Annotated in this window: 11 protein-coding genes and 3 pseudogenes; 8 read left to right on the top strand and 6 right to left on the bottom strand. The window is 68.4% G+C overall.

Annotated features, from left to right (window positions below; translation table 11 throughout):
• Positions 1 to 19 precede the first annotated feature (19 nt).
• Together OG462_RS09925 and OG462_RS09920 are read right to left on the bottom strand one after the other, a co-directional pair.
• Positions 20 to 1942, bottom strand: a complete 1923-nt coding sequence (locus tag OG462_RS09925) for an AAA family ATPase (RefSeq protein ID WP_406056494.1) — start codon at positions 1940 to 1942, stop codon at positions 20 to 22.
• Positions 1943 to 2251: 309 nt separating this feature from the next.
• A complete protein-coding gene (locus tag OG462_RS09920) occupies positions 2252 to 2881 on the bottom strand; it encodes a uridine kinase (RefSeq protein ID WP_406056492.1) in 630 nt (209 codons plus the stop codon).
• A gap of 253 nt (positions 2882 to 3134) precedes the next feature.
• On the opposite strand from OG462_RS09920, the gene OG462_RS09915 reads away from it, so the two are divergent.
• Positions 3135 to 4547: a peptidase C39 family protein gene (locus tag OG462_RS09915; protein ID WP_406056491.1), complete on the top strand. Its 1413-nt coding sequence runs from the start codon at positions 3135 to 3137 to the stop codon at positions 4545 to 4547.
• On the opposite strand, the pseudogene OG462_RS09910 reads toward OG462_RS09915, so the two are convergent.
• A pseudogene (locus tag OG462_RS09910) lies at positions 4511 to 5411 on the bottom strand (ATP-binding protein); the annotation flags it as partial. The gene OG462_RS09915 and the pseudogene OG462_RS09910 overlap by 37 nt on opposite strands.
• A 465-nt stretch (positions 5412 to 5876) precedes the next feature.
• Here OG462_RS09910 and OG462_RS09905 point away from each other — a divergent pair.
• The 3 genes and pseudogenes from OG462_RS09905 to OG462_RS09895 form a co-directional block, all read left to right on the top strand.
• Positions 5877 to 6620 (top strand): annotated as a pseudogene (locus OG462_RS09905) (ABC transporter permease); the annotation flags it as partial.
• Positions 6621 to 6689: 69 nt separating this feature from the next.
• Positions 6690 to 7685 carry a hypothetical protein gene (locus OG462_RS09900; protein WP_406056489.1) on the top strand — a complete coding sequence of 332 codons (996 nt, stop codon included), beginning with the start codon at positions 6690 to 6692 and terminating at the stop codon, positions 7683 to 7685.
• A 17-nt stretch (positions 7686 to 7702) separates the two neighbouring features.
• Complete coding sequence (locus OG462_RS09895) at positions 7703 to 12196, top strand: hypothetical protein (RefSeq protein WP_406056487.1); 4494 nt, start codon at positions 7703 to 7705, stop codon at positions 12194 to 12196.
• Between the two features lie 72 nt (positions 12197 to 12268).
• On the opposite strand, the gene OG462_RS09890 is transcribed toward OG462_RS09895, so the two are convergent.
• Positions 12269 to 12811, bottom strand: a complete 543-nt coding sequence (locus tag OG462_RS09890) for an SMI1/KNR4 family protein (RefSeq protein ID WP_406056485.1) — start codon at positions 12809 to 12811, stop codon at positions 12269 to 12271.
• Positions 12812 to 13429: 618 nt separating this feature from the next.
• Here OG462_RS09890 and OG462_RS09885 point away from each other — a divergent pair.
• The 3 genes and pseudogenes from OG462_RS09885 to OG462_RS09875 form a co-directional block, all read left to right on the top strand.
• Positions 13430 to 13570 (top strand): annotated as a pseudogene (locus tag OG462_RS09885) (peptidase C39 family protein); the annotation flags it as partial.
• Between the two features lie 403 nt (positions 13571 to 13973).
• The gene (locus OG462_RS09880) at positions 13974 to 22796 is read left to right on the top strand and encodes a SpvB/TcaC N-terminal domain-containing protein (RefSeq protein ID WP_406056483.1); all 8823 of its coding nucleotides are present in this window, start codon (positions 13974 to 13976) and stop codon (positions 22794 to 22796) included.
• A gap of 64 nt (positions 22797 to 22860) precedes the next feature.
• On the top strand, positions 22861 to 23193 hold the full coding sequence (locus tag OG462_RS09875) for a hypothetical protein (protein ID WP_406056482.1): 333 nt from the start codon (positions 22861 to 22863) through the stop codon (positions 23191 to 23193).
• Positions 23194 to 23653: 460 nt separating this feature from the next.
• Here the strand turns inward: OG462_RS09875 and OG462_RS09870 are convergent, their stop codons facing one another.
• The gene (locus OG462_RS09870) at positions 23654 to 24472 is read right to left on the bottom strand and encodes a hypothetical protein (RefSeq protein ID WP_406056480.1); all 819 of its coding nucleotides are present in this window, start codon (positions 24470 to 24472) and stop codon (positions 23654 to 23656) included.
• Positions 24473 to 24675: 203 nt separating this feature from the next.
• Positions 24676 to 25089: a peptidase inhibitor family I36 protein gene (locus OG462_RS09865; RefSeq protein ID WP_406056478.1), complete on the bottom strand. Its 414-nt coding sequence runs from the start codon at positions 25087 to 25089 to the stop codon at positions 24676 to 24678.
• A 387-nt stretch (positions 25090 to 25476) separates the two neighbouring features.
• Here OG462_RS09865 and OG462_RS09860 point away from each other — a divergent pair, with 387 nt between their 5' ends.
• Entirely contained in the window at positions 25477 to 25632 is a 156-nt protein-coding gene (locus OG462_RS09860; RefSeq protein ID WP_406056476.1) for an SCO1431 family membrane protein, read from the top strand.
• The last annotated feature ends 180 nt before the right edge of the window (positions 25633 to 25812 follow it).

The raw sequence follows: 25812 nt of genomic DNA, 5'->3' as shown, positions 1-25812 counted from the left end.
GGGCCTGATCCGCCACTCCCTAGTACCCCGGAGGCTCCTGCTGAGGGCCGCGGTCGATCGGACCGCGGCCCGACAGGACCTCGCCGTACGCCTGCATGAGGTCGGCGAGCCGGAGGGTCGCGAGATCCTCCCGGGTCGGGGTGCTGGAATAGCCGGAGAGCCGCAGGTCCCGGTACGCGCAGGACTTCTCGTACAGGGTGCGCAGGAAGCGGCCGTTGCCCAGCTCGTCGATCCAGCCCTGCTCGACGACGTGCCCGCTGATCGAGCGCAGCTCCTCGCGGGCCTCCTCGTCCCAGCCGTCGCCGTTGGCCGCCGCGAGCACCTTGCCGATGGAGGTGAGCTCCAGCGGGCGGTACGAGGGGAAGTCGACGCGGGTGGTGAAACGGGAGGACAGACCGGGGTTGGTGTTGAGCAGCCGGTCCATGCCCTCGGGATAGCCGGCGAGGATGACCACGAGGTGGTCGCGGTTGTCCTCGGCCCGCTTGAGGAGCACCTGGAGGGCCTCGTCCCCGTAGGCGTCGCCTTTGCTGTAGCCGGTGTTGGAGAGCGCGTACGCCTCGTCCACGAAGAGCACCCCGCCGACCGCCGAGTCGATCAGCTCGTTGGCCTTGACCGCGGTCTGCCCGAGGAACTCGCCCACCAGATCGGCCCGCTGGGCCTCCACGAGATGGTCGCCGCCGAGCAGCCCGAGGGCGTAGAAGACCCGGCCGAGGATCCGGGCGACCGTGGTCTTCCCGGTGCCCGAGGGGCCGGAGAAGACGAAGTGACGTTTGGGAGGCTGGACCGGAAGGCCCTGACCGGCGCGCAGCCGCGCCATCTCCAGCTGCGCGGACAACGCCTTGACCTGCCGCTTCACCGGTTCCAGGCCGACCATGCCCTCCAGTTCGGCGAGCGCCTCCGCGAGCAGCACCGGATCGGTGGGACCCGCGGGGAAGCGCGGCGGCACGGGCTGGGAGGGCAGCGGGGCCTTCTGCCGTACGGTCTCCGGGGGCGTGACCGGTACCACCGGCGGTACGGGTTCGGGCGCGAGCCGCAGCCCGTCGCCCAACGGGCCGCCCGGGTCGGGCTCGGCGCCCGGTGCGGTGTCCACCGGGTCCTGGCCGACACCCCCGCCGACGGTGCCCAGGGCGACCGTCGCGAGCCCGGCCGGGTCGTCCACGCCGTCGTATCCCTCGAAGCCGTCGTACTCGGCGATCGCCGCGAGCCGGGCGGCCGTGTCCATGAACGTGGGGTCGATCCGGTGCACGGCCCGGTAGAGGGGCAGCGCGGCGGCGCTGCGTCCGGTGCCCTCGTGGGCGCGGGCGAGCCAGTACCGCAGCTCCTTGCGCTGGGGCTGCTCGCTGCGGCAGCGCATCAGCGAGGTCGAGAGCAGCGGCTCGGCCTGCCCGTACATCTCCAGACGCACCCGGGCCATACCGCCGAAGAGTCCGGCCTCGATGCCGAGCAGCGGGTCGTCGACGAGGGTCTCGGTGTGCCGGACCAGCTGGTCCCAGTCCTTGACGAGGTAGGCCCGGCAGGCGTGCAGAAAGCGCACCTGGGGGTCGGTGTCGACCGGGGGGAGCCCTGCGAGGGCCCGGTCCAGCTCCGGCACATGGCGCCCGTCGAGCCAGTGGGAGGCGTGCGCGAGCAGCAGGTCGCGCGGTCTCTCCAGGACCGGCTGCACCCACCAGCCCAGCCAGTACCAGGAGTTCAGGGTGCGCCGGTACCGGGTCCGCTGCTCGCCGAAGCGGTCGCGGTTGCGGTACATGCGCAGCAGCGCGGTCGTGGTGTCGACCCGGAGCGCGTGCAGCCCGAGCCAGGCGTCCGCCATCCCGGGGTCGATCCGTACCGCCGTCCGGAACTCGTCCTCCGCCTGCGGATACGCGCCCATCGTGTAGGCGTCGATTCCGCGCAGCCAGGCGAGCTCGGCCGGGGCCTGCGCGCCCTGCGTGCCGATGTCCATCGGGTCCCCCACAACCGTCTTCGCATGGACGGGATTTGACCGCACCTGGGGGCATCGTACCTGCGCAGGGGGTGCGCGCTTAAGGAGAAGCGCATGATCCGGAAGCGGTGACCCTGGGTGAGCATCAGGGGTCGCGAAGGGCTCCGGAGAGGGCCGTCAGGGGCAGAACGAAGCCCCCGATCACGGGGGAACAACCGGGGGCTTCGCGTCCGCAGCGGCTCCGAAAAGCCGCACATTCAGAACGTAAGACCTGTACGCCCCTTGGGTCAAGCGGAGTTGAGGCACTTGCGAAAGCGGACTTTCGGCCCCTCAGTTCACGGACATGAAGCCGTCACGGTACGTGATGATCTGGTCCGCGCCCGCTGTCACACCCGGCCCTGGGAGCCAGTCGTATCCCTCGCGACACTCCCGTACCAGGGTGTCGGCGAAGGGCCGGGAGGGGTCCTCGGCGAAATGGCGAGTCTCCGCCACGGTCCAGCCGTCCCAGAAAGCCGCCTGGTCTGGACCGTCCCGATGACGGCCCCGGGCCCAGGATTCCTCAGGCCCGCGCTCCATCCACAGCAGCCACGTCAGGAACGGCCGCACCACCTGCCGGCCCGCGCCGACACCCTCGACGAGGACGACCGGAGCGGGGGGCAGCTCGCGCGCCTCACCGAAGCGCCGGAGACGCCAGTCGTAAGGGCGGTAGGACGCCGTCTCACCGCGCGCGAGGGGGTCGAGGACCTGCTCCCGCAGCCGCTCGGTCCACTCGAAGAGCTCCTCGTGCGTGGCGAGGTCGTCGAGGTGGAGGACGGGGGCGTCGTCCAGGGCGGTGGCGAGCCGGGCGGCGAGCGTGGACTTGCCGGAGCCCGCGTGGCCGTCGACCGCGATCAGCCGGACCGGTCCGCAGGAGGGCGGCAGCCGGAGCAGCGCGTGGGCCGCGCGGTCGAGGTCGTTCATGGGCCCAGGGTAGGGGAGCGGGGGACCGCCGCAGGTCAGGGAGGTACCGCCGTCAGTGGTCGAGACCAATATTGGTGCGGCGACGCGGGGCGAAGTGCTGGCGGAGGCGTGGCAGGAGCCGCGATAGTGGGCCCGCGCGGTCCCGTCCGTGCGCCCCACGGGCCCCGGCGCCCGGAGGTCCGTACGCCCCGCGTGCCCGCCCGCTCGTCCACAGGTCCGTACGCCCACCGTTCTCGACTGGGGGTCACCGTCCATGACCAGCTCCACGCCGCGCAGAACCGTTCTCGCAGCGGCCCTCGCGGCCGCCGGCACGGCCGCCACCGCAGCTTCCGCCGCGGCTGCTGTTCCCGAATGCGCCGCCGACTGCCCGCCCACCTCCTCGGGCCCGGCGCCGGCCCCGGCCGACGGCGCCGGGCGGGGCCACGCCCCCGCGCCCGGGCTCGTCGACAACCGCTTCTGGTCCTCGTACACGGACTGGAGGTGCGGCAGCGCGGCCGGTACGAAGGCCGTCGCCGGGCGCCGCCCCGGGCTCGTCCTCGCCACCCCCGCCGGGCGCACCGACTACACCGACCCGCACACCGGGCGGACCACCGCCTGGGAGTACGCGAGCTGGACCTCGCCGGTGCACACCACGACCGTGCCCGCCGCCGAGGTCATCGCCTCCTGGAACGCCGAGACGCCGCCCGGCACCTGGCTCCAGGTCGAACTGTCCGGCACGTACACGGACGCGACCGCCACCCCCTGGTACGTCCTGGGCCGCTGGGCCGCAGGCGACGGCGACATCCGGCGGACCTCGGTCGACGACCAGACCGACGGCAGGAGCACCGTCTGGACCGACACGTTCGCGATCGACGACGCGGCGAGCGGGCTGCGGCTGACCTCGTACCGGCTGCGTCTGACGCTGTACCGCACCCCGGGCAGCGGTCTCACGCCCACGGTGTGGCGGCTCGGCGCGATGGCCTCGGACATCCCGGACCGGTTCTCGGTTCCGGCCTCGACACCCGGGACCGCCCGCGAGCTGGCCGTGCCGCGCTACTCGCAGAACACCCACGTCGGGCAGTACCCCGAGTACGACAACGGCGGCGAGGCGTGGTGCAGCCCGACCTCCTCCCAGATGATCGTCGAGTACTGGGGGCGCCGGCCGTCGGCGGCGGAGCTGGCCTGGGTGAACCCCGACTTCGACGACCCCCAGGTCTGCCACGCGGCCCGCTTCACCTTCGACCACCAGTACGAGGGCTGCGGGAACTGGCCCTTCAACGCCGCCTACGCGGCCACGTACCCCGACATGAACGCCGTGGTCACCCGGCTGCGCTCGCTCACCGAGCTGGAAAGCCTGATCCGGGCCGGCATCCCGGCCATAACGTCCCAGTCCTTCCGCAAGGAGGAGCTGACCGGGGCCGGGTACGGCACCTCCGGCCACCTCATGACCGTCATCGGCTTCACGGCGGACGGCGACGTCATCGCCAACGACCCCGCCTCGCCCAGCAACGAGGCCGTCCGCCGGGTCTACCCGCGGCGCGAGTGGGAGAACATCTGGCTCCGCACGAAGCGCTACGACGCGAACGGCAAGGTCAGAAGCGGTACGGGTGGTGTCTGCTACATCTTCTGGCCGGTCAAGTCAGCACCAAGTCAGCACCGCGCACTGCGGTCGCTCGGCCTGCTGTGAGCATGTGCGACCCCACGGCCGTCTCGACGACCTGACGGCAGCGCTCCTGGCCGTCCTGAGTGAGGTGGCCGTACCGGTCCACCGTGACCTTGATCGAACGATGTCCGAGCCGGCGCGATACCTCGTGAATGGACACTCCGTTGGTCAGGGGCTGGTCGCGTTCGGGTCCTCGCCGTATCGGAAGCGGGTCTGCTGCTTGGGCGGCCCGGCGTCGATGCCCTCCTTGCTGAGGTTGCCGCCGGCGGGATTGATGCCGGAGGCCACGCCATCGGCGCCCGCACCGGGGACCTGGCTCGGCCCCTGCGGGGCGGGGGCGCCGGTGCCGGCCTGCATCGCCAGAGTGGCTGCGGTCTTCGCCGCCCCGGCGGCGACCGCCATGCCGGCGATGCCGGTGCGGTGCAGGTCGTCGTGGCCGCCGCCGTCGCTGGCCCAGTGCACGAACTTGTACGTGGCGTACGGGCATAGCAGCACGAGGACCATCACGAAGATGCCGGCCATTGCGTCGGACAGGGCCGACATGCCGTCGCCAGCGTCGCTCTTGCCCATGGCGGAGGCGCCGATCAGGAAGACCACGGTCATCAGGAGCTTGGAGACGACCAGCGTGGCGGTGGCCTCGATCCAGCCGCGTCGCCACCGCATGGCGACCTCCCAGCCGCCGCCGGCACCGGCGAAGACGGCGAGCGAGACCATGATCAGGACGCCGACCTTGCGGGCGACCATGACGCCCCAGTAGAGGAAGGCGCCGATCGCGCACCCGAGGGCGACCAGGGCTGGGACGCCCCAGCCGCGGCCGTACATCGCCCCCAACTGGTTGACCTTCACCACGCGCCGGATCGCGTCGTCGACGGAGGGGTTGGCTGCCCTGCACCGCTGACTGCGTGCGGCGTCGCCCTGAGCACGTACGCGGCCCCGTACCGCCGCATCCCCTGTTCGAACGGGTCCGCGGCTGCTGCGGCTCAACTCGTCCCAGGCGTCCGCGAGTTCGGGATTCCGTAGTCGAGGGCCATCAAAGCGACGCCAAAGATCAGCAGTCATCCCGTATGCCCCTGATCGCATGACAGGTCGGCTTTATGGATCTTGAATTGGTCACCCCGGACTGTAGGGTGGATCCACATGGATTTCAGCAGGCCCGGGGGGGCTTATGCGGCCTGTATCGCAACTCATGCGAGTGTTGACGCTCGCCGTGCAGCTATCGCTCAGATGCGCACGATCCGCCTCGGCTTGGGTGAAATCAAAGGAAGCCGTCTGCCTGCCTTTGAGGTTGACCCAATGCGGGCGGCACCTGTTCATATGACTAGGAGGGGGACTGAGTAGTGCGCAGCCTGGCACGACAGAACCCGCCAGCGTGTGGCAGTTGTTGGGTCAGGGGTCGCTGCCCAGCTCGGTATCTCAACCGTCGAGACTCAGCCGGCGGTCTTCATCGGCGACGAGGCGTTCACCGTGATCGGTGTGATCGGTGATGTGGAACGCAAGGCAGATCTTCTCCTGTCTGTTGTCGTCCCGCGCTCAACGGCACAGCACATATGGGGTACTCCCAAAGATGGTGCCAAGATGCTGGTGTCGACCCGTCTGGGAGCAGCGACCCGGGTGGCCCAGGAATCCCCGATGGCGCTCGACCCCGCTCATCCCCAGTACTTCAAGGCCATCCCTCCGCCGGATCCGAGGAGCCTGCGGGGCAAGGTCACGGGGGACCTCGACCAGCTCTTTCTCCTCCTTGCGGCGAGCTGCCTCTTCATTGGAGCCGTCGGTATCGCCACGCCCACACTCGTGGCAGTGCTGGAACGCACGAGTGAGATCGGGCTGCGGCGTGCGCCGGGAGCACCCCGTCGGCACATCACCACTCAGTTCCCCACGGAATCCGCGACCTTGGGGGCCCTGGGTGGCCTCGTTGGGACCTCCCTTGGCACGCTGACTGTCGTTGGAGTCGCGATCGCCCGGGACTGGACGCCCGTCATCCATTCCATGACGGTGACAACCGCGCCCGCCATCGGCCTGGCGACTGGTCTGCTGGCCGGCCTGTATCCGGCTTGGAGAGCTTCCCGCATCACGCCGGTAGAGGCGCTGCGCCGCTGAGCGTAGGGAGCGCGGCCGGCATGCGTCACGCACGTGGACCACCTCACGTCACGTAGAGAAGGAAAACCCATGCACGTCCTCAGGCGAACGGCCGTCGCCACCACTGTCATGCTCGCGGCAATCTCGCTCGGTGCCTGTTCCTCGTCCGGATCGGCCTCCGACTCGGCGAAGGACAAGGCCCCGAAGGACAAGGCCCCGATCGACCAAGCCAACTGGCCTGCGGAGGTGCCCACTTCCGGACTGGTCAAGGGCCTGGAGCTGCCGCTTGAGTCCTACCTGCCCTCCTACGCGGATCAGGTCGCCGTCGACACCGCGCTGCGCACCCTGCAGACGCGGTGCATGTCTGAGTACGGGCTGACCGTCGATCTGCCGCATCCCGGCGCGAACCCGCCGCCCCACAGCAACGCCGTCTCGATCGAGCGGCGTTACGGCCTCAGCGACCGCGCACAGGCACAGAAGTACGGGTACGGGCTGCCGAAGGAGCTGACCCGGAGCCTCGAATCCGTCGAGCAGGGGCTTTCGGGCATCGAGGTGGAGGTCCTGACCGGGCGGAAGGAGCCCGAGTTCGCCCCGCCCAAGGGTGCCAAGGCCAGCGACGGCCATTTCGGCGGGGTCCCGGAGCCCGCGCGCGCCGAGCACAACGGAAAGAAGCTGCACGAGGGCGGCTGCGCCGGCTGGTCGAAGCGGCGGCTCAAGGTGAACGAGGGGGATGCGGGCTTTGTCTCCGGGCTCGCCTCGACAAGCCTCTCCGAGTCCCGGCCGCTGAAGCCGGTCGAGAAGGCTCTCAAGAGCTGGTCGGCCTGCATGAAGGACAAGGGCCGCAAGGCCGCCGATCCGTACCGGGCGATGGAGCAGGGCTACGCCGACGGCGACGGCACCACCAAGAACGCGATCGAGCTCGCGCTGGACGACATCGACTGCAAGGAGCAGACCCGTCTGATCGAGGTCTGGTTCAAGGAGGAGTCGGCCGTCCAGAAGCGGCTGATCGAGGAGAACAAGGACCAGCTTGCCGCCATCAAGAAGCGCATGGGCGAGGTCCTTGCTGCCGCGAAGGCAGTCAAGTAACCAGATAAGGAACACAGTTGAGACAGATACGTATCCGTCTGCGCGTGCCGGTCACCCTTGCGGTGACCACCGCGCTGGCGATACCGCTGAGCCTGCCCGCGCAGGCCGAGGGACCAAAGCCGCCCAAGGGCGCGGCGCAGGGGTGGAGCGACACCACCCAGCAGCAGAAGAAGCTCTCCCTGATGCCCTCCGCGATCCCCGCGAAGGACCGCGCCGGCCTGCTCGGCCAGGGCTACGAGAAATCCGCGGACACCGCGGTCACCACGACCGGCGACGGCACCGGCTTCCACCTCCTTGCGGGCAAGGAGAAGGACGGCTACCAACTTCGCACGGTGGCCAGTCTGTTCGAGGACGGTTTCGCCTCGGACACCTGGATCGGCAACCACTGCGTCACCGAGTCCGGCAAGTACGCGGCCGTCTCGTACGCGCCGCGGATGTTCACCAACAAGCCCGAGCTGATGGTGCGCGGTGCCTTCACCGCGGTGGTCGACCTGACCTCGGGCGAGGTCACCAAGCTGCCGTTCCAGTCGTCGCTCGCCTACTTCTCGCCCGGCTGCGGCCAGGGCGATCAGGCGGTGTTCACCCAGCTCACCCATGACGGTGACGACAAGCAGCAGACCCGTCTGATCACCGTCGACGCGGCCACCGGCAAGGAGTCGAAGCCGGTCACGCTCGCCGGCCAGATCACCTCGGCGATCCCCACCGACGCGGGCATCGTCGCCGCCCACGGCAACAAGCTGGTACGGATCAACGGCACGGCCGAGAAGACCCTGGCGCCCACCACCACGGTGCCGTTCCAGGTCACCGCCGACGCCGACGGCGGTATCACCTTCATCGACCGCGAGTTGGACAAGAAGGTGTCCGACAAGCCGGCCGCCTGGGCCAAGCACCTGGACCGTACGAAGGTGAGGCAGGGCAAGAAGACCGAGCCCGTCACCGTCGCCTCCGGCGGGCTGCACGCCTGGGACCTGACCCGCTCGGCACGCGGCGAGGTGTTCGTCACCGGTGACGCCACGTCCAAGGCCCTGCCCAAGCGGGTGCACAACCCCGGCAAGCTCCCCAAGGACGCGGCGATCTCCAGCCACGCCCAGGCGGCTCTGACCACCACCTGGTCCGATGGGAAGACCACCCTGGTCAACCCGGAGGACGCCGCCAAGCCGCGCCCCGCCCGTACGGCCCTGCGCATGCTGGACTCGGGCAAGTCCGTCACCCTCGACCTGCGCCCCGGCGCGCACCGCGTGGGCGGCGAGGCACAGGGGCACGCCCTGTCCCCCGCCCTACGCACCGGCGGCCCGGTCGACTCCGGCCCGGACATGGGCAAGAAGAGCACAGACGGCCTGTCCACGCAGACCGCCCGCACCCAGGCCCTCACCGCGCAGGCCGACAACCCCAGCGAAGACACCGGGGAACGCTACTGCGCGGTGGCCCGCAACGACCCGAAGAAGCAGGCGTTCCAGCCCACACCGCGGCAGGTCGAGTGGGCCGTGGACCAGGCGGTCGTCGGCTCCCTGAACTTCTACCGCGACAGCAACTGGAAGAACACCGGCATCGCCGGCGGCTACCAGCCCCAGGGCCTGTTCCCGCCGACCGTCCTCGCGGGTGACCCCAACGGCAAGCTCGACAACGAGGACCCTGCCGTCACCGACAAGTGGCACATTCCCGCACAGGTGATGCTGGGCATCACCGCGCAGGAATCCAACATGTGGCAGGCCACCCGCTTCGCCGTGCCCGGTGTCACCTCCAACTCACTGATCGGCAACTACTACGGCGTCGACTACGCCGCCTCCGGCGAGCAGCTCGACCCGTGGCGCATCAACTGGGCCCATGCCGACTGCGGTTACGGCATCACCCAGGCCACCGACGGCATGCGCCTGGCGGGCAAGACCAAGCCGGGCGAGACCGCCCTGTCCACGGTCGCCCAGGAAGCGGTCGCGCTGGACTACACCGCAAACGTCGCGGCCGGCGTGCGGATCCTGTCGGAGAAGTGGAACCAGACGTACAACGCCGGCATGAAGATCAACGGCGGCCACCCCAAGTGGATCGAGAACTGGTTCTTCGCCCTGTGGGCGTACAACTCCGGCTTCTACGACACCGCCGACTCCGCGGGGCACTCGGGCGTGGGCTGGACGAACAACCCGGCCAACCCCCTGTGGAAGGCCAACCGGGTGCCGTTCCTGCAGCACGCCACCGACTCCTCCAAGGACGACTACAGCCACGCCGCGCACCCGCAGGACTGGCCGTACCAGGAGAAGGTGATCGGCTGGGCGGCGCGCCCGATCTCAGCGATGTTCGCTCCCGGTGACTTCCAGGCGGGCTATAAGGGCGCATGGTGGACCACCAACGCGGACCGCGCGAGCGCCAAGCCTCCGATCGACCTGTTCTGCAACGCGTCGAACAACTGCAACCCGGCCAAGATCGGCGACAACGACTCCAACGACCCGGGCCTGGGTGCCTGCACCCTGGACGCGGGCAACAGCAAAACCAACCCGCACTGGCTGCACTGCTGGTGGAACCAGCCAGTCACCGAGGCGCAGTGGAAGAACTGCACCACGGGGGCCAAGTGCGGCAACGGTGTGCACCGCTTCCCGACGTCCTACGGCGAGCAGCCGGATGCCGGCTCCTACCCGCCGAACTGCGCCACCACGCCTCTGCCCGCCAACGCCCTGGTGGTCGACGATCTGGCGGACGGGACCATACCTGCCGGCGTGGACGCCAAGCGGGGATGCGGGGCGGTGAAGTCGAGCGGCACATTCAACTTCACGTATGTCCCGTGGGACACCCAGATGGATCTCACCAACGACGGTACGGACAACCCGACCACCGTCACCACGTATCCGGGGAAGATCGACACGCATCAGATCGGTGCGGGCTACGGCAACCACTTCTGGTTCACGCACACCCGCTCGCCCGAGTCGAACCCGGCCGGCGCCGAGCGCCTGAAGGTGACCGGCACGTGGAAGCTGAACGCTCCGCTGACCAACACCACGCGCCAGGCGAAGATCTTCGCGCACATACCCGACCACGGGGCGCAGACCTCCGACGCCGTGTACCGGATCCAGACCCCCGAAGGGGAAGTGGAGGCGACGATCTCGCAGACGGCGAACCAGGCCAACAAGTGGGTGGACCTGGGTGCCTATGAATTCGGTGACCAGATCCCCGAGGTGAGGCTCGACAACTTCAACGGCGGCAACGGGTCGGCGGACATCGCCTTCGACGCGGTGGCGTTCGTCCCGGGCACGTACGAAGGTCAGGCGCTGACCGGCAGTATGACGGCCGACCCGACCGCTCCGGATCCTGCGCCGGTCGAGCCGGAGGAGGACATCACCAACGGCACCTTCTCCGCGGCCCGCAGCTCCTCGGCGAAAACCGCCACGGCGGCGCCGAGGGCGATGGCCGCCACGAGCACCGCGACATGCTCGACGATCAACCACTCCCTCACCCGCAAGCGCACCACCGCCTGTATCCACAGCGACTACGGGATGACGGAGTACGCGAACACCGTCCCGGTCGGAAGCGCGGCTTTCGACCTCTACATGACGTACTACCTCGACCCGAAGAGTGACGAGTTCTCGCAGGTCGCCAATATCCGGCTGAAGTCGATGGACGGTACGGTGAACTCCGCCACCTTCGACTTCGCGGCCAAGTGCCGAGGTTACTGCGACATCACCAGCGTCGACTGGAACGGGTCGAAGGTCTTCGCCAAGGGCGACACGCTCCTGCGGACCGTCACCACGCGGTTCAAGTGGTCGCCCAGCGGCGCCACCAAGAACTCGATCACCCCGTACCTGTCTCTCGGCGGTAAGGTCAACAGCACTTCGGTCGTGAATCCGTCCGAATTCGAGAGCGCCAAGCTGAACATCCGCTGCGACAAAGAGGTCGTCAACGCGGGTACCGGCTGTGTGTTCTCCGGCTACAAGCCGACATATGTCATGAACTCCAAGAAGTTCCCCGCGGCCGCGGCACACATCGACATGATGTGGCGCAAGACCAACGTCAAGTGGGGCAACAGCAACGGTGGAAAGCCGCTCACCTACCTGGACAACAAGCTGTCCGCCGACGGCACCGGCAAGACGCAGCAGTACCGCAACCGTCAGGTCATCTGCGGCAGAAAGTGGACGAAGTACCGGGGCACCGGCCTGTTCAGCGACATGTGGACCCTGGACGCGGGCGAGCCGCGTACCGACGTGGAAAGCTGCGACGAGTTCGCCTTCGCCAACGCACACCAGAGCGCCGGAAACCTCCACAGCACCACCAGCCCCCACGTCGCCTACAGCGGCGCGGAATGCATACAGACCTATGTCAAGCGCAACCCCGACGACACCATGACGATCCACCTGCGCCCGGATGCTACGGCACCGACGTGGAAGGAGCTCTGCGGCCGGTCCTCGATGTCGAACTGGCAGAACACCCAGTCGATGCGGCCGTTCGGCGACTTCATCAAGGAACAGCGCCTGATGGAGGACGACGACTACTGGGTCGACCTCGACGGATTCACCGCACCCACTCCGTAACCGGACCATGAGAAGTGCCCCCCGGCCGATCTTCGGTTCCGGGGGGCACTTCCGTTTCGCGACCTCACAGCCTCACGACCAGACAAGTCGCCCTTCGGCAACGGAACAGACCGGATAGTCCCCCGCGCCGATCCTCGTCAGCATCTCCGCCACGGAGTCGAAGTAGTCAGCCAGTGACGCGTACTCGCCGGTGACCGTGGGCGCTCCCACGAACCATCTGCCGATACGTCCGTCCCTCGCGTCGATGAACTGTCCCATCCAGCCGTCCCGGTCCGACTGGAACGGGATCCACTCCTCGCGCCATTCGCCCCCACCGGACAAGGGGTGGTTCGCGTAGAGCTTCTCCATCGCCCGGATGCCCAGAAAGAAGCTCCCCTCGTCCGGGAACCCGGCGTAACCGCAGCAGGCGACGTCGTCGTCCACGTCCTCCTCGGGAAGATCCAGGTTGTTCTGCAGCAGCCACGCCCGCAGGTCCTGAGGCAACGAGACACCCATGCGCTCCTCGGCGGCCGCGAGTATCCGCTCCGGGGCCGGGCCGGGCAGGTCCGCGTGATCGGCCGGAGCATGCTCCCGGAGGAGATTCATTACGCGGGACCAGCTCTCCACCACACTCATTCCCGCTGCCCCTCTCTGCACGGATTCGCTATGCCACTCAACGGGCTCACCTACTGTAGCCGGATAGCACGGCGGGCCGGTCGAAGCGCCCTCGGGCTGCTGGAGCCAGTGCTTGGTGAGTTCACGCGGGGTCGCCCCGAGCGGGCTCCTTGCTGTACACGTTCATGCGACCATTCGGCATCGCTCTTCCAGCCGTATCCGGACCTCCGCCGGCGAGAACCGAAGGTGTTGGCCTACGCGGAAGCTCGGAAGTTCCTCCTTGAGGTGGTTGTCGTACACCCAAGAAGTGGGCTTCCCGAGATATGCGGCAAGCGCCTTGACGTCCCACATCGGCTCACTCACAGACATTTCCTCTACGCTTGCTTCAGTTGTTCGCGAGGACGGTAGTGAGGAATGGCGGCCGCACCAAGTGGGCGGAGGTCTGCCGGGCGTCGAGGGCCTCGGAGTCAGCACCGATCCAGCACGACGCACCCGAACGGACCGGAACGGGCGCCGGCGGAAGTCAGCACCAGGTCAGCACCAGCGCATCTTCGCTCGATTCACCTCGCCCGGTCTGCGCCTCTGACCTGCATGTTTGTGCGGGAGAGCGCCGTGTGGCAAGCGGCACCCTCCCATTTGGAGAACATCTGGCTCCGCACCAAGCGGTACGACGCGAACGGCAAGGTCAGAAGCGGTACGGGCGGTGTCTGCTACGTCTACTGGCCCGCCAAGCCGGCGCCGAGCCAGCACCGCGCACTGCAGGCGCTCGGCCTGGCGTGAGCATGCCCGGCCGCACGGCCGCCTCGGCGGCCGTGCGGCCGTACTCACCGGGCACGACGATGCGGCAGGATCCGGGGCGCCGAGCGTGCGGCGGGTAAACGGCGCCATCCGGGCCAGTGGCCTCTCATACGCGACCGACGCGGTGGGCCTGGGGTCAGTCCGGGGTGACGGTGACGTACGGGCTGACACACCTGCCACGGCTCAAGGGGCGAGAACGGCCTGGACGATTGCCCCCTCCCAACGGTCAGAACTCACGTTGCCGGATCGTTACCACGCCGGCGGGTCTTGTCCAGAAAGCCTGTACGAACGACCCGGCTCGCGACCTACCGTTCGGTAGTACAGGGGGCGGAGGTCGTCGGATGACCCGTGCTCCGGGGACGTCCGGCGGTATGGGGGCTCTTTGATGACTGTCCAGCGCGTGGTCCGCGGCCGGACGGGCGTGATCGTCCTCCTGGCCATGGTGCTCACCATGTCCGGGCTGACCTCGCCCGAGCTGATGCGCAGCGCCGCCGCGACGGTGCCGGACGCCGGGTCGGCGGTCACCGGGCCGGAGGGACCGGAGGGCACGTCGTTCAACCCGAACCAGATCAAGGACATCAAGGCGGCCGACCCCGGCTCCGGGGTGAACCTGGTCGAGGCGCCCTCGGCGAACAACAGCGGTGACGCGCGGTTGTCGTACCCGCTGGAGGTGCCGAAGGGCCGCGCGGGCCTGGAGCCGAATCTGGCCGTCACCTACAACTCGTCGGGGACGAACGGGTGGCTCGGCGTCGGGTGGGACCTCGCCACCCCGATGGTCACGGTCGACACACGGTGGGGTGTGCCGCGCTACGACGCCGGACTGGAGACCGAGACCTACCTGCTCAACGGTGAGCAGCTGACCCCGGTGGCGCACCGGAGCGAGTTACAGGCGCGCACTGCGGAGAAGGTGTTCCACTCCCGGGTGGAGGGCTCGTTCGACCGGATCGTGCGCCACGGCGACAGCCCCACGAACTACTGGTGGGAGGTCACCGACAAGCAGGGTGTCCGGACGCACTTCGGCGGCACGGCCGACAGCACGCTGGCCGACGGCAAGGGGCGCGTCGCCACCTGGGCGGCGCGGGAGATCCGCGACGGCAACGACAACGTCATGCGCTACCGGTACGCCGAGGTGGCTGACGGCGGCACGGCGGGCTCCGCGGTTCCGGGCAGCGACCTGTACCCGCAGAAGATCACCTACACCGGCCGCGGCGACACCGACGGCAGGTACTCGGTGACGTTCATCCGGGACCGTGAGCGCGGCGAGCCACGCCGGGCGGACGTGCGGATCGATGCCAAGTACGGGTTCAAGAAGGTCACCGCCGACCTGCTGCGGCGCGTCGAGGTCAAGCTGGACGACCAGCTGATCCGCGCCTACGAGCTGAACTACCGGACCGGCGCGTTCGCCAAGACGCTGCTCACCTCGGTGTCGCAGTTCAGCGAGAGCAACCAGCTTTTCAACACCCACACGTTCGACTACTTCGACGACGTGCGCGACCAGTCGGGCAACTACAACGCCTTCGCCGACGCGGCGGGTTGGTCGGTGCCGGATGACGACCTCGGGGTGAACATCCGCGAAGGCGAGGCCAGCGCGATCTCGGCGAACACGTCGGTCGGCTTCGGCGCGCACCTGTTCGCGGGCTACAACGTCCAGGGGCTGACGACCAAGGAGGGTGCCGTCGGGTTGAAGGTCGGGTTCAGCGCGGGCCAGTCCGATGGCCTGTCGGCGCTGGCCGATGTGAACGGCGACAGCCTGCCGGACAAGGTGTTCCGCAAGAACAAGGACGTGTTCTACCGGCCCAATCTGGCCACACCGGGGGGTGCGCCGAAGTTCGGCGACACGCCGGTCAAGCTCACCAACCTCCCGGGAATCTCGACCGAGCGCACGCTGTCCGGCACCATCGGCGTCGAGTCGTACGTCCTCACCACCTCGGCCCAGCTGGACTTCGTGGGCACCACGACCACCTCGGACCGGTTCTTCAGCGACGTCAACGGCGACGGCATAGCCGACCTGGTGAACAACGGCGGCGTGCTGTTCGGCTACCTGGACGCGCAGGGGCAACCCGCCTACAGCGCGGACTCCACCCGCACCCCGGTGCCGATCGGGGGCGGCGCGGTGACCGGCGAGATCGTCGGCGATCAGACCGCGCAGTTCAACCAGCAGGTGGACAACTCGCCGCTCCTTGACACGGTGCGCCGCTGGGTCGCGCCGTTCGACGGCAACGTCCGTGTGGACGGCCGCGTGCAGCTGGCCCAGGATCCCTCCCCGGCGCGGGCGGCCTACACCAAGGCCGACGGCGTGAGGGTCACCATCCAGCACAAGGACACCGAACTCTGGGCGCAGCGGATCGGCCCCGACGACCACACCGAGTTCACCCCGGGCAATGTGGCGTCGATCCCGGTGAAGAAGGGCGACGCGCTCTACTTCCGCACACAGTCCGTTCTGGACGGCAAGTACGACACCGTGGCGTGGGACCCGGCGATCACCTACACCGACCTGCCGGCCGGCACGGACGCCAACGGGCTGGCGGACACCGTGTTCCGCGCGTCGGCCGACTTCACCTTCGGCGGCAGGCCGTCCTTGGTGACCGTGCCGGTGAACGGCACGCTGCGGCTGACCGGTGACGTGGTCAAGAACAAGGCGACCTCGGACGACGTGACCGTCGTGATCGAGAAGGGCAACGGCGTCAACCCCGGCGCGGAGGTGTTTCGCAAGGTCCTGCCCGCCGCGTCGACCGGCACCACCGCGATCGACGTGAGCATTCCGGTCAGAACGTTCGAGAAGATGTCGTGGAAGCTGAAGACCGACTCCCCGATCGACGCCTCGGCGGTGAGCTGGGCGCCGAAGGCGCACTACACGGCCGCGCAGGGGGTCGAGTCGGTCGTCGACGCCGCGGGCGATCCCACGATGGTGATCACCCCGCCGTACGACATGACCATGTACCCGGCGGACACCCTCACCGCGCCGCAGCAGTCCTACAAGGCGACCAAGACCGGCCAGTTGAAGGTGCGGCCGAAGATATCCCTCAACCTTAACCTCCTCGGTGATGCCAAGATCGCGCTCACGGTGAAGAAGCGAGGCGGGCAGCTGCTCGGCAAACGGATCTTCGAAGCGAGGGACACCTCCCCCTTCAGTGGCAAGAACCTGGACCTGACCGTACCGGTCACCGCCGGCGACGAGCTCTACATCGACTACTCGACGGCGGAGTCCAGGCTGCTCGGCCTGCTCGTCTCGCAGGCCGCGTCGGTCACCTATGACGTGACCTCCGGCTCGCCGACCTTCACCCCGGCGCCCAGCGCCATGCACGGTTCCGTCGGGCAGGGCGCCTTCGCCCAGCCCTACCGCGGCTGGGGTGTGATCGGCTACCAGGGCAACCGCGACCGCGCCGCCCAGCCGCTCAAGCAGGCCGAACTCACGCTGGACCAGAGCTTCAAGGACGCGCTTCCCAAGGAGCCCAAGGAAGCGGATGTCGCACCTTTCGCCGCGAATCCCCGGCTCACCATGCCGCGCCTCGCGGTGTTCGCCCCCGTTCCCGCCAAGGGCGGTTGGGCCGCTCAGGACGAGTCCTCCTGGATCACCGCCGCGATGGCGACCAGTTCCCGCCTCGGCGCGGACACCATCGACATCGTCACCGACGCCGACGTGGCGGGCGACCGGGCGGTGATGCGACGCGGTGTCACCGGCCAGGTGTCGGCCACCCTCGCGGCGGGCCCGTTCGGCGGCACCGTGGTCGGCGGGATCACCGCGGGTTCGGTCGACTACCTCGACCTCAACGGCGACGGCTACCCCGACGTCGTGGGCGCCAAGGAGATCCAGTTCTCCGACATGACCGGCGCGCTCGGCGCCACGCGCGGCACCCTCGGCGGCAACGTCCGCGAGGCGGACAACGTCTCCGGCAACGTGTCGTTCTCGGCAGGCAGCGAGACCGCCACCATCGCCAGCGCACTGGGCATGGCCGCACCCGACGCGGGCACCAGCGCCCACACCGCCACCACCGGCGCGGTCCAACCGTCGCTCGGCATCGGCGGCAGCCTCGGCGGCGGCGAGTCCGACGTCCGCGTCGACCTGATCGACATCAACGGGGACGGGTTGCCGGACAAGGTGTTCGGCAACGGCGACGCCCAGTTGAACCTCGGCTACTCCTTCGCCGCCCGCGAACCCTGGTCGGCCGGACCGATCAACGACGCGTCCACCCGCAACGTCGGAGTCAACCTCGGGTTCAACGTCGACCGCTACGGCTTCGCGGGCGGTGTGTCCGCCGAGCTGGGAACCTCGTTCACCAACGCGAGCATGACGGACGTCAACGGCGACGGCCTCACCGACCGGGTGTTCACCGACGGGGCCAACCCGATCAAGGTCGCGGTCAACACCGGCACCGGCTTCACCGCGCCCGCCCCCTTCCGCGGCAGCTTCCCCGACATCGCCGTCGACAAGAACGCCAGTCTCGGAGGGGGCGCCTACTTCACCGTCGGCCTGCCCACTCCCGTCGGCGTCTTCGTCTTCAACCCCGGCGTCAACGCGACCACCGGCATCAGCCGGGCCGAAACCAGCCTGCGCGACGTCAACGGCGACGGCCTGGCCGACCACGTCAAGTCCACCCGGGACGACGAACTCCTTGTCGCGGTCAACAAGACCGGTCGCACCAACCTGCTGCGCTCCGTCAGCCGGCCGATGGGCGCCCGTATCGACCTGGACTACACCCGTTCGGGCAACACCGCCGCCATGCAGGAGAGCCGCTGGGTGCTGTCCCGCACCTCGGTGTTCGACGGGCTCGCGGGTGATGGTGCCGACACGCGTCTGACGACCTTCCGCTACGAGCAGGGCCGCCACGACCGGCTGGAGCGCGAGTTCCTCGGCTTCGGCCGCGTGGTGACCGAGAACCGCGACACCGGTACGGACGACGCCGTTCGCCGCACGGTGACCGACGAGTACCGCACCGACGGATACGTGAGCCGCGGCCTGCTCACCCGCACGCTGACCGAGGACGGCGCCGGCCACCCGTACCGCGAGACACTCAACACCTACCGGCTGCTCGACACCTCCACGGACCAGGAAGCCGACCCGAAGAGCCGCACCGCCACCGTCTTCCCGCAGCTCACCCGCGTCGAGGAGAAGCACTACGAAGGCGCGGCCGCCGCAGAGAAGTCCACCTTCACCGACCTTTCCTACGACGAGTACGGCAACGTCACCCGCACCTTCGCCACGGGTGACGAAGGCACCGCGGACGACCTGGAGACCGTCTTCGCGTACAGCGGCTCCGACACGCAGTGCCGCGACCAGTACCTCGTCGGCATCGCCAACGCGATACGGCAGAAGGCCGCGGCCACCGGCGCACTCCTACGGCACCGCGCATCCACCGTCGACTGCGCGACCGGCGCCGTGCGCCAGATACGCGAGTACCTCGACGACGACACCGCGGCCGTCTCCGACCTGACGTACCACCCGGACGGGAACCTGAAATCGGTGACCGGTCCGGCCAACGCAAAGGGGCAGCGCTACAAGCTGGAGTACGGCTACGACACCACCGTCGGCGTACACGTCGAGTCCGTCGAGGACAGCTTCGGCTACCGCTCGTCCACGGCGTACAACCTCAAATACGGCCAGCCCGAGCGGAACACCGACCACAACGGCCAGCCGCTCCGGATGTCCTACGACGGTGTCGGCCGACTCGACAAGGTGATCGGGCCCTACGAGAAGGACGGCGACCAGGCCACGATCACCTTCGGCTACCACCCCGAGGCGACCGTCCCGTACGCCACGACCAAGCACCTCGACCGTGCCGCCTCGGACGTGCGCGACGACACCATCGACACCGTCACCTTCAGCGACGGCCTCAAGCGTGTCCTGCAGACCAAGAAGGACGCCTCGGTGTCCGCCTCGCCCGGGGCCACGCCCACCCAGGTGATGACGGTCTCCGGCCGGCTGAAGTTCGACTACCTCGGCCGCGCCGTGGAGAAGTACTACCCGGTGACCGAGGACAAGGGAACCGCGAACACCACGTTCAACGCCTCCTTCGACTCCGTGGCACCCACGAAGGACACCTTCGACGTCCTGGACCGCTCGGTCAGGACCGTGCAACCGGACGGCGTCACCACCAGCACCGGATACGGCTTCGGCGAGGACCGGGCGGGCACGACCCGCTTCGAGCGGACGGCGACCGACGGCAACGGCAAGGAGCGCCGCACCTACACCGACGTCCGGGGTGCCACCACCTCGGTGAAGGAGTTCAACGGCTCCTCGGAGATCTGGACCAGCTACGCGTACGACCCCACAGGTCAGGTCACGACGATCACCGACGACAAGAACAACGTCACGCGCGCCGGCTACGACGCACTGGGACGCCGCATTTCGTTCGACAGCCCGGACGCCGGGCGCTCCGAGACCCGCTACGACCTCGCCGGGAACGTCACGTCGAAGACCACCGCGAACCTGCGGGCAGCGGACAAGGCCGTCGAGTACGACTACGAGTACTCGCGGCTGAAGGCCATCCGCTACCCGACGTTCCCGGAGAACAACGTCTCCTACGCGTACGGAGCCCCCGGCGCACCGGACAACGCGGCCTCGCGCGTCACCGAGGTCCACGACGCGGCGGGAACGGCGAAGCGCGCCTACGGGGCGCTGGGCGAGGTGATCAAGGAGACCCGCACGATCACCGCGGTCCGCGACGCCCCGCGCACCTACACCACCGCCTGGCGCTACGACGCCTTCAACCGTGTGCTGCAGATGACCTATCCCGACGGAGAGGTCCTGACCTACGACTACGACTCGGGCGGCCAGGTCGGCCGGGCCACCGGATCCAAGAACGGCACCGGCTACACGTACCTGGACCGGGTCGACTACGACAAGTTCGGGCAGAAGATCCTCCAGCAGACCGGCAACGGGGTCCGCACCACCTACACCTACGACACCGAGGACCGTCGACTCGGAGCACTGAAGTCCGTGGCGCCGGGCGGAACCGCGTTCCAGAACCTGGGCTACACGTACGACAAGATCGGCAACATCACCTCGCTGGCGAACAACGCGCCGCAGGGCGGGGACATCGGCGGTCCGAGCAGCCAGACCTACGGATACGACGACCAGTACCGGCTCACCTCCGCGTCCGGCCGGTACACGGACAAGAACAACGCGGTCAACACGTACACACTGAGCCTGGGCTACGACTCGATCCACAACACCACGAGCAAGTCGCAGACCCACGAGGTCACCGGCGGCACCCCGGCCTTCCCGGTCGGCGGCGGCGGAGCCGGGCCGATCGAACCGGTCGAGGACCCGTCCAACCCGAGCGACGTCCAGGACCGGACGACCTACGCCTACACGTACGCCTACGACGGCGCCACACCGCATGCCCCGACCAAGGTCGGTCCGATCAGCCATGCCTACGACGCCAACGGCAACCTGACAAGCACGGTCAACACAGTTGCCACCGACAAGCGCCGGCAGTACGTGTGGGACGAGGAGAACCGCCTCGTCTGCAACCAGGACACCGCGACCGGCACCCTCACTCAGGACCCGAGCGGCTGCGCCGGCGCCACCGTCTCCTACGTCTACGACGACAAGGGCGACCGCCTCGTCAAGCGGAGCGAGGACGGGCTCTCGCTGTACCCGAACCGGTACTACAGCGAACGCGACACCACCGGCTACAAGCACGTCTTCGTCGGCGACAGCCGCGTGACGACCAAAGCCGTCGAGACCACCGGTCCCGAGGACGCCCAACAGTTCTTCCACGCCGACCACATCGGCTCCTCCGGCTACGTCACCGACAAGCAGGGCAAGGTCACCGAGCACCTGGAGTACTTCCCGTACGGGGAAACCTGGGTGGAGGAACGGACCGGACAGGCGGACACGCCTTACCAGTTCACCGGCAAGGAACTCGACGCGGAGACCGGGCTCTACTACTACGGGGCCCGCTACTACAACCCACGGACCCAGCTCTGGGCGAGCACCGACCCGGCGCTGCCCGACTACCTCGACGGGGGCATGGCGGGCGGCATCGCCGAGCCGCGCAACCTCGCCGCCTACACCTACACCCACAACAACCCGGTCAAGCTCACCGACCCGACCGGCAAGTGGCCGAAGATGCCGTCGTGGAAGACGATCGGTCACACCACCCTCGACGTCGTCGGCATGGTCCCGGTCGTCGGCGAGGTCGGCGACCTGGCCAACGCGGGCTGGTACGCCGCGGAAGGCGACTACGTCAACGCCGGCCTCTCCGCTGCCTCAGCCATCCCGGGCGCGGGCTACGCGGCGAACGCGGCCAAGTACGGCAACAAGGCACTCGACGCCGCACAGGCCGCCAAGACCGCCAACAATGCCGCCGATGCGGCAACTACGGCCAAAGCGGCCGACACCGCACCCGTACCGAAGGCGGCGGACAGCCCTCCCGCACCGAAACCGGCCGACAGCGGATCCGCCCCCAAGGCTGCCGACAACGGGGCAGGGAGCTGCGCCACCGGCAACAGCTTCACCCCGGACACCATGGTCGTGATGGCCGACGGCAACAACAAGGTCATAGGACAGGTGCGCGTCGGCGACAAGGTCACCGCCACCGACCCGGTGACCGGAGAAACCGGCCCGCGCACGGTCACCGCGCTCATCACCGGTGAGGGCGAGAAGAACCTGGTCGAGATCACCGTCACCAGCCCCGGCGGACACCCGGGCAAGGTCGTCGCGACGGACAATCACCCGTTCTGGGCGCCCGAACCAGGCAAGTGGCTCTACGCCAAGGAAATCGTCCCCGGAATGCTGCTGCAGACCGGCAACGGCTCCTACACCCAGGTGAGCGCCGTGCGCGCGTGGACCCAGCACAAGCGGGTCCACAACCTCACGGTCGATGACCTGCACACCTATTATGTGCTGGCGGGTTCGACGCCGCTTCTGGTGCACAATTGCGGTCCGGGCATGGCCAAGGGGGATGCGTGCACGTGTCCCGCGGACCAGCCGTTCTCTCGGTTCCCCACCAACGCCGAGAGCACGGGGCGGCTCGCGGGCCAAGCGCAGGCGGCGGAAGCCAACGGCTTCGGCCATGGTGTCTCGGTGCGTCCTGGTGTGCTCCCCGGGGCCTCGGTGGCGACCAAGGAGCAGTTGGAGGAGGCGGGGATGTCGTTGACATATACCCCGACCAGGAATATCCCGGATCATCACACTCTGATTCTTCCGCAGCCGGTGGATGCGACGGTGAGGAAGACCTTCAACACTACGTTTGGGCGGTAGCCGGATGGCCTTGCGTTTGGCAGAAGGGCATGAGCGCGTCGAGCTTCTCCTGATCTTCGGTTGGATGGACGGTCCGGTCGAGGGTGTCGTGAGGAGCGTGGCAGGAGGCTCCTGCTGGTACTTCAAGCTCTTCGCGGAGCGGGCGGAGACGTCCGACCTCAACGATCGGCTGTTCGGTCTATGGCCGGTGCCGGAGCAGGATGCCGAGGTGCTCTGCGAGGAGTACGCGAGCAGCGACCGCCCGCTGGTGTGGCCCGTATCCGGAGGGATCGGGTCGGAGCGAGCATGCGCGGTCGTCGAAAGGATCCTGGCGAGTGAACCGGGGCTCCCGGAGCTGTTGGTCAAAACCCAGGACTTCTCCGAAGTCCTGGGAGCCTGGAGCGTCGTGAGCGAGTGATCGCGCGACGCCGTCACCGGGGCCGGAGGGGGGAAACCCCGCTCCGCCACCGCATCATCCTCGGATAGCGGCACGCTCCGTCACCACCGAATGTGAGACAGGGCCGTTCGATTGACAGCCCCAGAGATCGCAGCCGGGGCCGCAGGGTGAATTCTGCGGTACGACGCGAACGGCAAGGTCAGAAGCGGTACGGGCGGTGTCTGCTGGCCCGCTAAGCCGGCGCCGAGCCAGCACCGCGCACTGCAGGAGCTGGGCCTGGTGTGAACATGTACGGCCGCACGGCCGTCTCGACGGCCTGACGGCAGCGCTCCTGACCGTCCTGCGTGAGGTGGCCGCACCGGTCCACCGTGACCTCGACCGAACGACGTCCGAGCCGGCGAGACACCTCGTGGACGGACACACCGTTCGTCAGGGCCACGGTGGTCCGCTTGTGCCGCGGATCGTGCGGTGGACGGCACACCTATCGAGTGCTGACCTCACGCGCCGTGCGGAGGCTGCGCTGCAAGGCGGACCAGTAGGCCTGGAGTTGGCGGGAGCCGGCGGTGATTTCCGCGGTTTGGTAGCCGGCTTCGACCGACTGGCGACGCTCGATGTAGTCGACCGTGTTCTTGCACTTCACATCCGCGCGCGCCATGGACACCTCCTCGGCACTCGGAGCCCGGAGGGGTCCCTGCTTTCCCGGGACCGTGCCGGAACCGGCCCAGGATTCGGCCGCGGAAAGAGGATCCGGCCGAGTGTGCCCGGACGCCCGCATGCAGGCGCTCCATTCGGTGTCCAATGCCCGCACCCTGCCGTCGCTCTTCGCGCGTGCCCAAGCGGTGCGCGACGCGGTCGACACCGGATCAGCTGTGAACATCCACTGCATGTGCAGTGCCTGTCGCGCCCGGTCCTGGCAGCCGGGACCGCTGCCGCCCTGCCCCGTGTAGGCGTTCATCGTGGCGCGGTCCACGGTCTTGAGACGTTCCTTGCCGCGCAGGTCCGACTCGTATTCCTCCGCACGCGAGACCCCGGCAGGCGGAGGCAGCTGGTATCCGTACGAGGCTGCGACGGTCGCGTCGCTGATGCCGTAGCGGCGCTGGTTCGGCTCGTGGCTCTCCCCGGGAGGAGTGAGCGGGGCCGGCCACTTCATGCCGCGCTGCCGCATGCACTTGTCCGCAAGGACGTACTGCGCCCATGTGAGAGACGTCCGGTCCTTGGCGCTGAGCTTGTACGCGTCGAGCGGCAGTTCCAGGGTGCGCGAGGTGTGCGCGGTCGAGGCCGTCGGCGTCGAGCCGGACACGGTCCCGGCCCCGCCCCCGGGTCCGGCGTGAACGGAGCCTTCGGTGCAGCCGGATATTCCAAGCACTGCCAGTACGGCGAGTGAACTGAATGCGGCCACTCGGCGCTGCGGAATCATCGTGGTTCGCCCTCTGATGAGTGTGGACGGAATATCGGCAGGTGCCATGGAAGAGACTTCCATGGCACCTGCCTATTCGGTGTGCTCTAGTACGGGCAGGCCGAGTTGTTGATGAAGCAGTGCGAGGAGATCGAGTTGTCCATCCACGGCGACCCGTAGCCCATGTCGTTGAACGTGGAATTCGACCAGATCATCGAGTCGTCGCCCGTGTAATTGGCATTGGTGAAGACCATGGCGTCGGTGTCGGGGTCCAGGTTCCTGATCGACGTCACGCTGTCGTTGATCGAAGTGCCCGTTCCGTAGTACGTGCCGGTGTACGAGGGCTTGCTGTAGAGCGTGTCGTAGATGGGCCCCTGCGCATTGGCGTCACGGTAGAGACAGATTTCGCCACCGCTCGAAGAGTTGCAGACACCGTCGTACGAGGCCGCCTGGGCCGGTGCTGCGAATGCTGCAATACCGAACACGGCGGAGGCTATGCCGAGAATGTGGAGCTTGCGCATTGGATCCCCTTGGTCCCCTAGGTGTGCCGCGAAAGCGACAGGGGATGATAGGCAAAGATCATCCTGGCCCGTCAAGGTTCATTGGCATGTGCACGTAAATCGCGAAAATTCACTTGCCGAGACCAAAGAATTCTGCACCCCGGCCGAAATCCACCTTTTTCCAAACGGGCGGCGTTCAGCCGGGCCGTCGGGGCCCCCTGTCGGCGCGTTCGTGAAAGTGGTCTCCGGCACAGGAGGGTCTGCTACCGCTCCTTCCCGGACCGTCGCTCGCCCGCGCAGCGCAAGGCCCTCGCGGCCCTCGGCGTCGTCCGACGCGACGGCGCGGCCCCGGGGGACGTGACCGACGTCTCTACCCCGGGGCCGCCCCCGTACCGCAAGGTGGTCGCCATGACCTCCACCTCCTCCGCCGCCACCCGACTCTTCCTCCGCGCCCGGACGGGCGGCCCCAAGGACGACCGGGGCCCCAAGCTCCTGGAGCACGTCCTCGGCTGGACCCTGGTCGTCCTCCTGGCCGTGCTCGTCACCCGGGCCGGCCTCATGTGAGGTCGGTGGACCCACTTGCCCTCGGTATGTGAGGCCGGTGGAACCACTTGCCCTCGGTGTGTGAGGTCGGTGGACCGCTCGCCCTCGGCGTGTGAGGCCGGTGGACCCTTGCCCTCGGCGTCCGTGTGATCCCCCGACCATCGGGTGATCCCGATGCCTCGAACGGGCATACTCCCCGCG

Origin of the sequence: Streptomyces sp. NBC_01077 (assembly GCF_045162855.1) — a bacterium.
Taxonomy (GTDB): Bacteria; Actinomycetota; Actinomycetes; order Streptomycetales; family Streptomycetaceae; genus Streptomyces.
The sequence above is the reverse complement of the archived record's forward strand: the minus strand, read 5'-3'. Positions and strand labels throughout refer to the sequence as shown.

Bases quoted from the DNA above. Each gene is read 5' to 3' on its own strand.
- OG462_RS09925 (WP_406056494.1), bottom strand. From the start codon at position 1,942: ATGGACATCGGCACGCAGGGCGCGCAGGCCCCGGCCGAGCTCGCCTGG.
- OG462_RS09920 (WP_406056492.1), bottom strand. From the start codon at position 2,881: ATGAACGACCTCGACCGCGCGGCCCACGCGCTGCTCCGGCTGCCGCCC.
- OG462_RS09915 (WP_406056491.1), top strand. From the start codon at position 3,135: ATGACCAGCTCCACGCCGCGCAGAACCGTTCTCGCAGCGGCCCTCGCG.
- OG462_RS09900 (WP_406056489.1), top strand. From the start codon at position 6,690: ATGCACGTCCTCAGGCGAACGGCCGTCGCCACCACTGTCATGCTCGCG.
- OG462_RS09890 (WP_406056485.1), bottom strand. From the start codon at position 12,811: ATGAGTGTGGTGGAGAGCTGGTCCCGCGTAATGAATCTCCTCCGGGAG.
- OG462_RS09880 (WP_406056483.1), top strand. From the start codon at position 13,974: ATGACTGTCCAGCGCGTGGTCCGCGGCCGGACGGGCGTGATCGTCCTC.
- OG462_RS09875 (WP_406056482.1), top strand. From the start codon at position 22,861: ATGGACGGTCCGGTCGAGGGTGTCGTGAGGAGCGTGGCAGGAGGCTCC.
- OG462_RS09865 (WP_406056478.1), bottom strand. From the start codon at position 25,089: ATGCGCAAGCTCCACATTCTCGGCATAGCCTCCGCCGTGTTCGGTATT.
- OG462_RS09860 (WP_406056476.1), top strand. From the start codon at position 25,477: ATGACCTCCACCTCCTCCGCCGCCACCCGACTCTTCCTCCGCGCCCGG.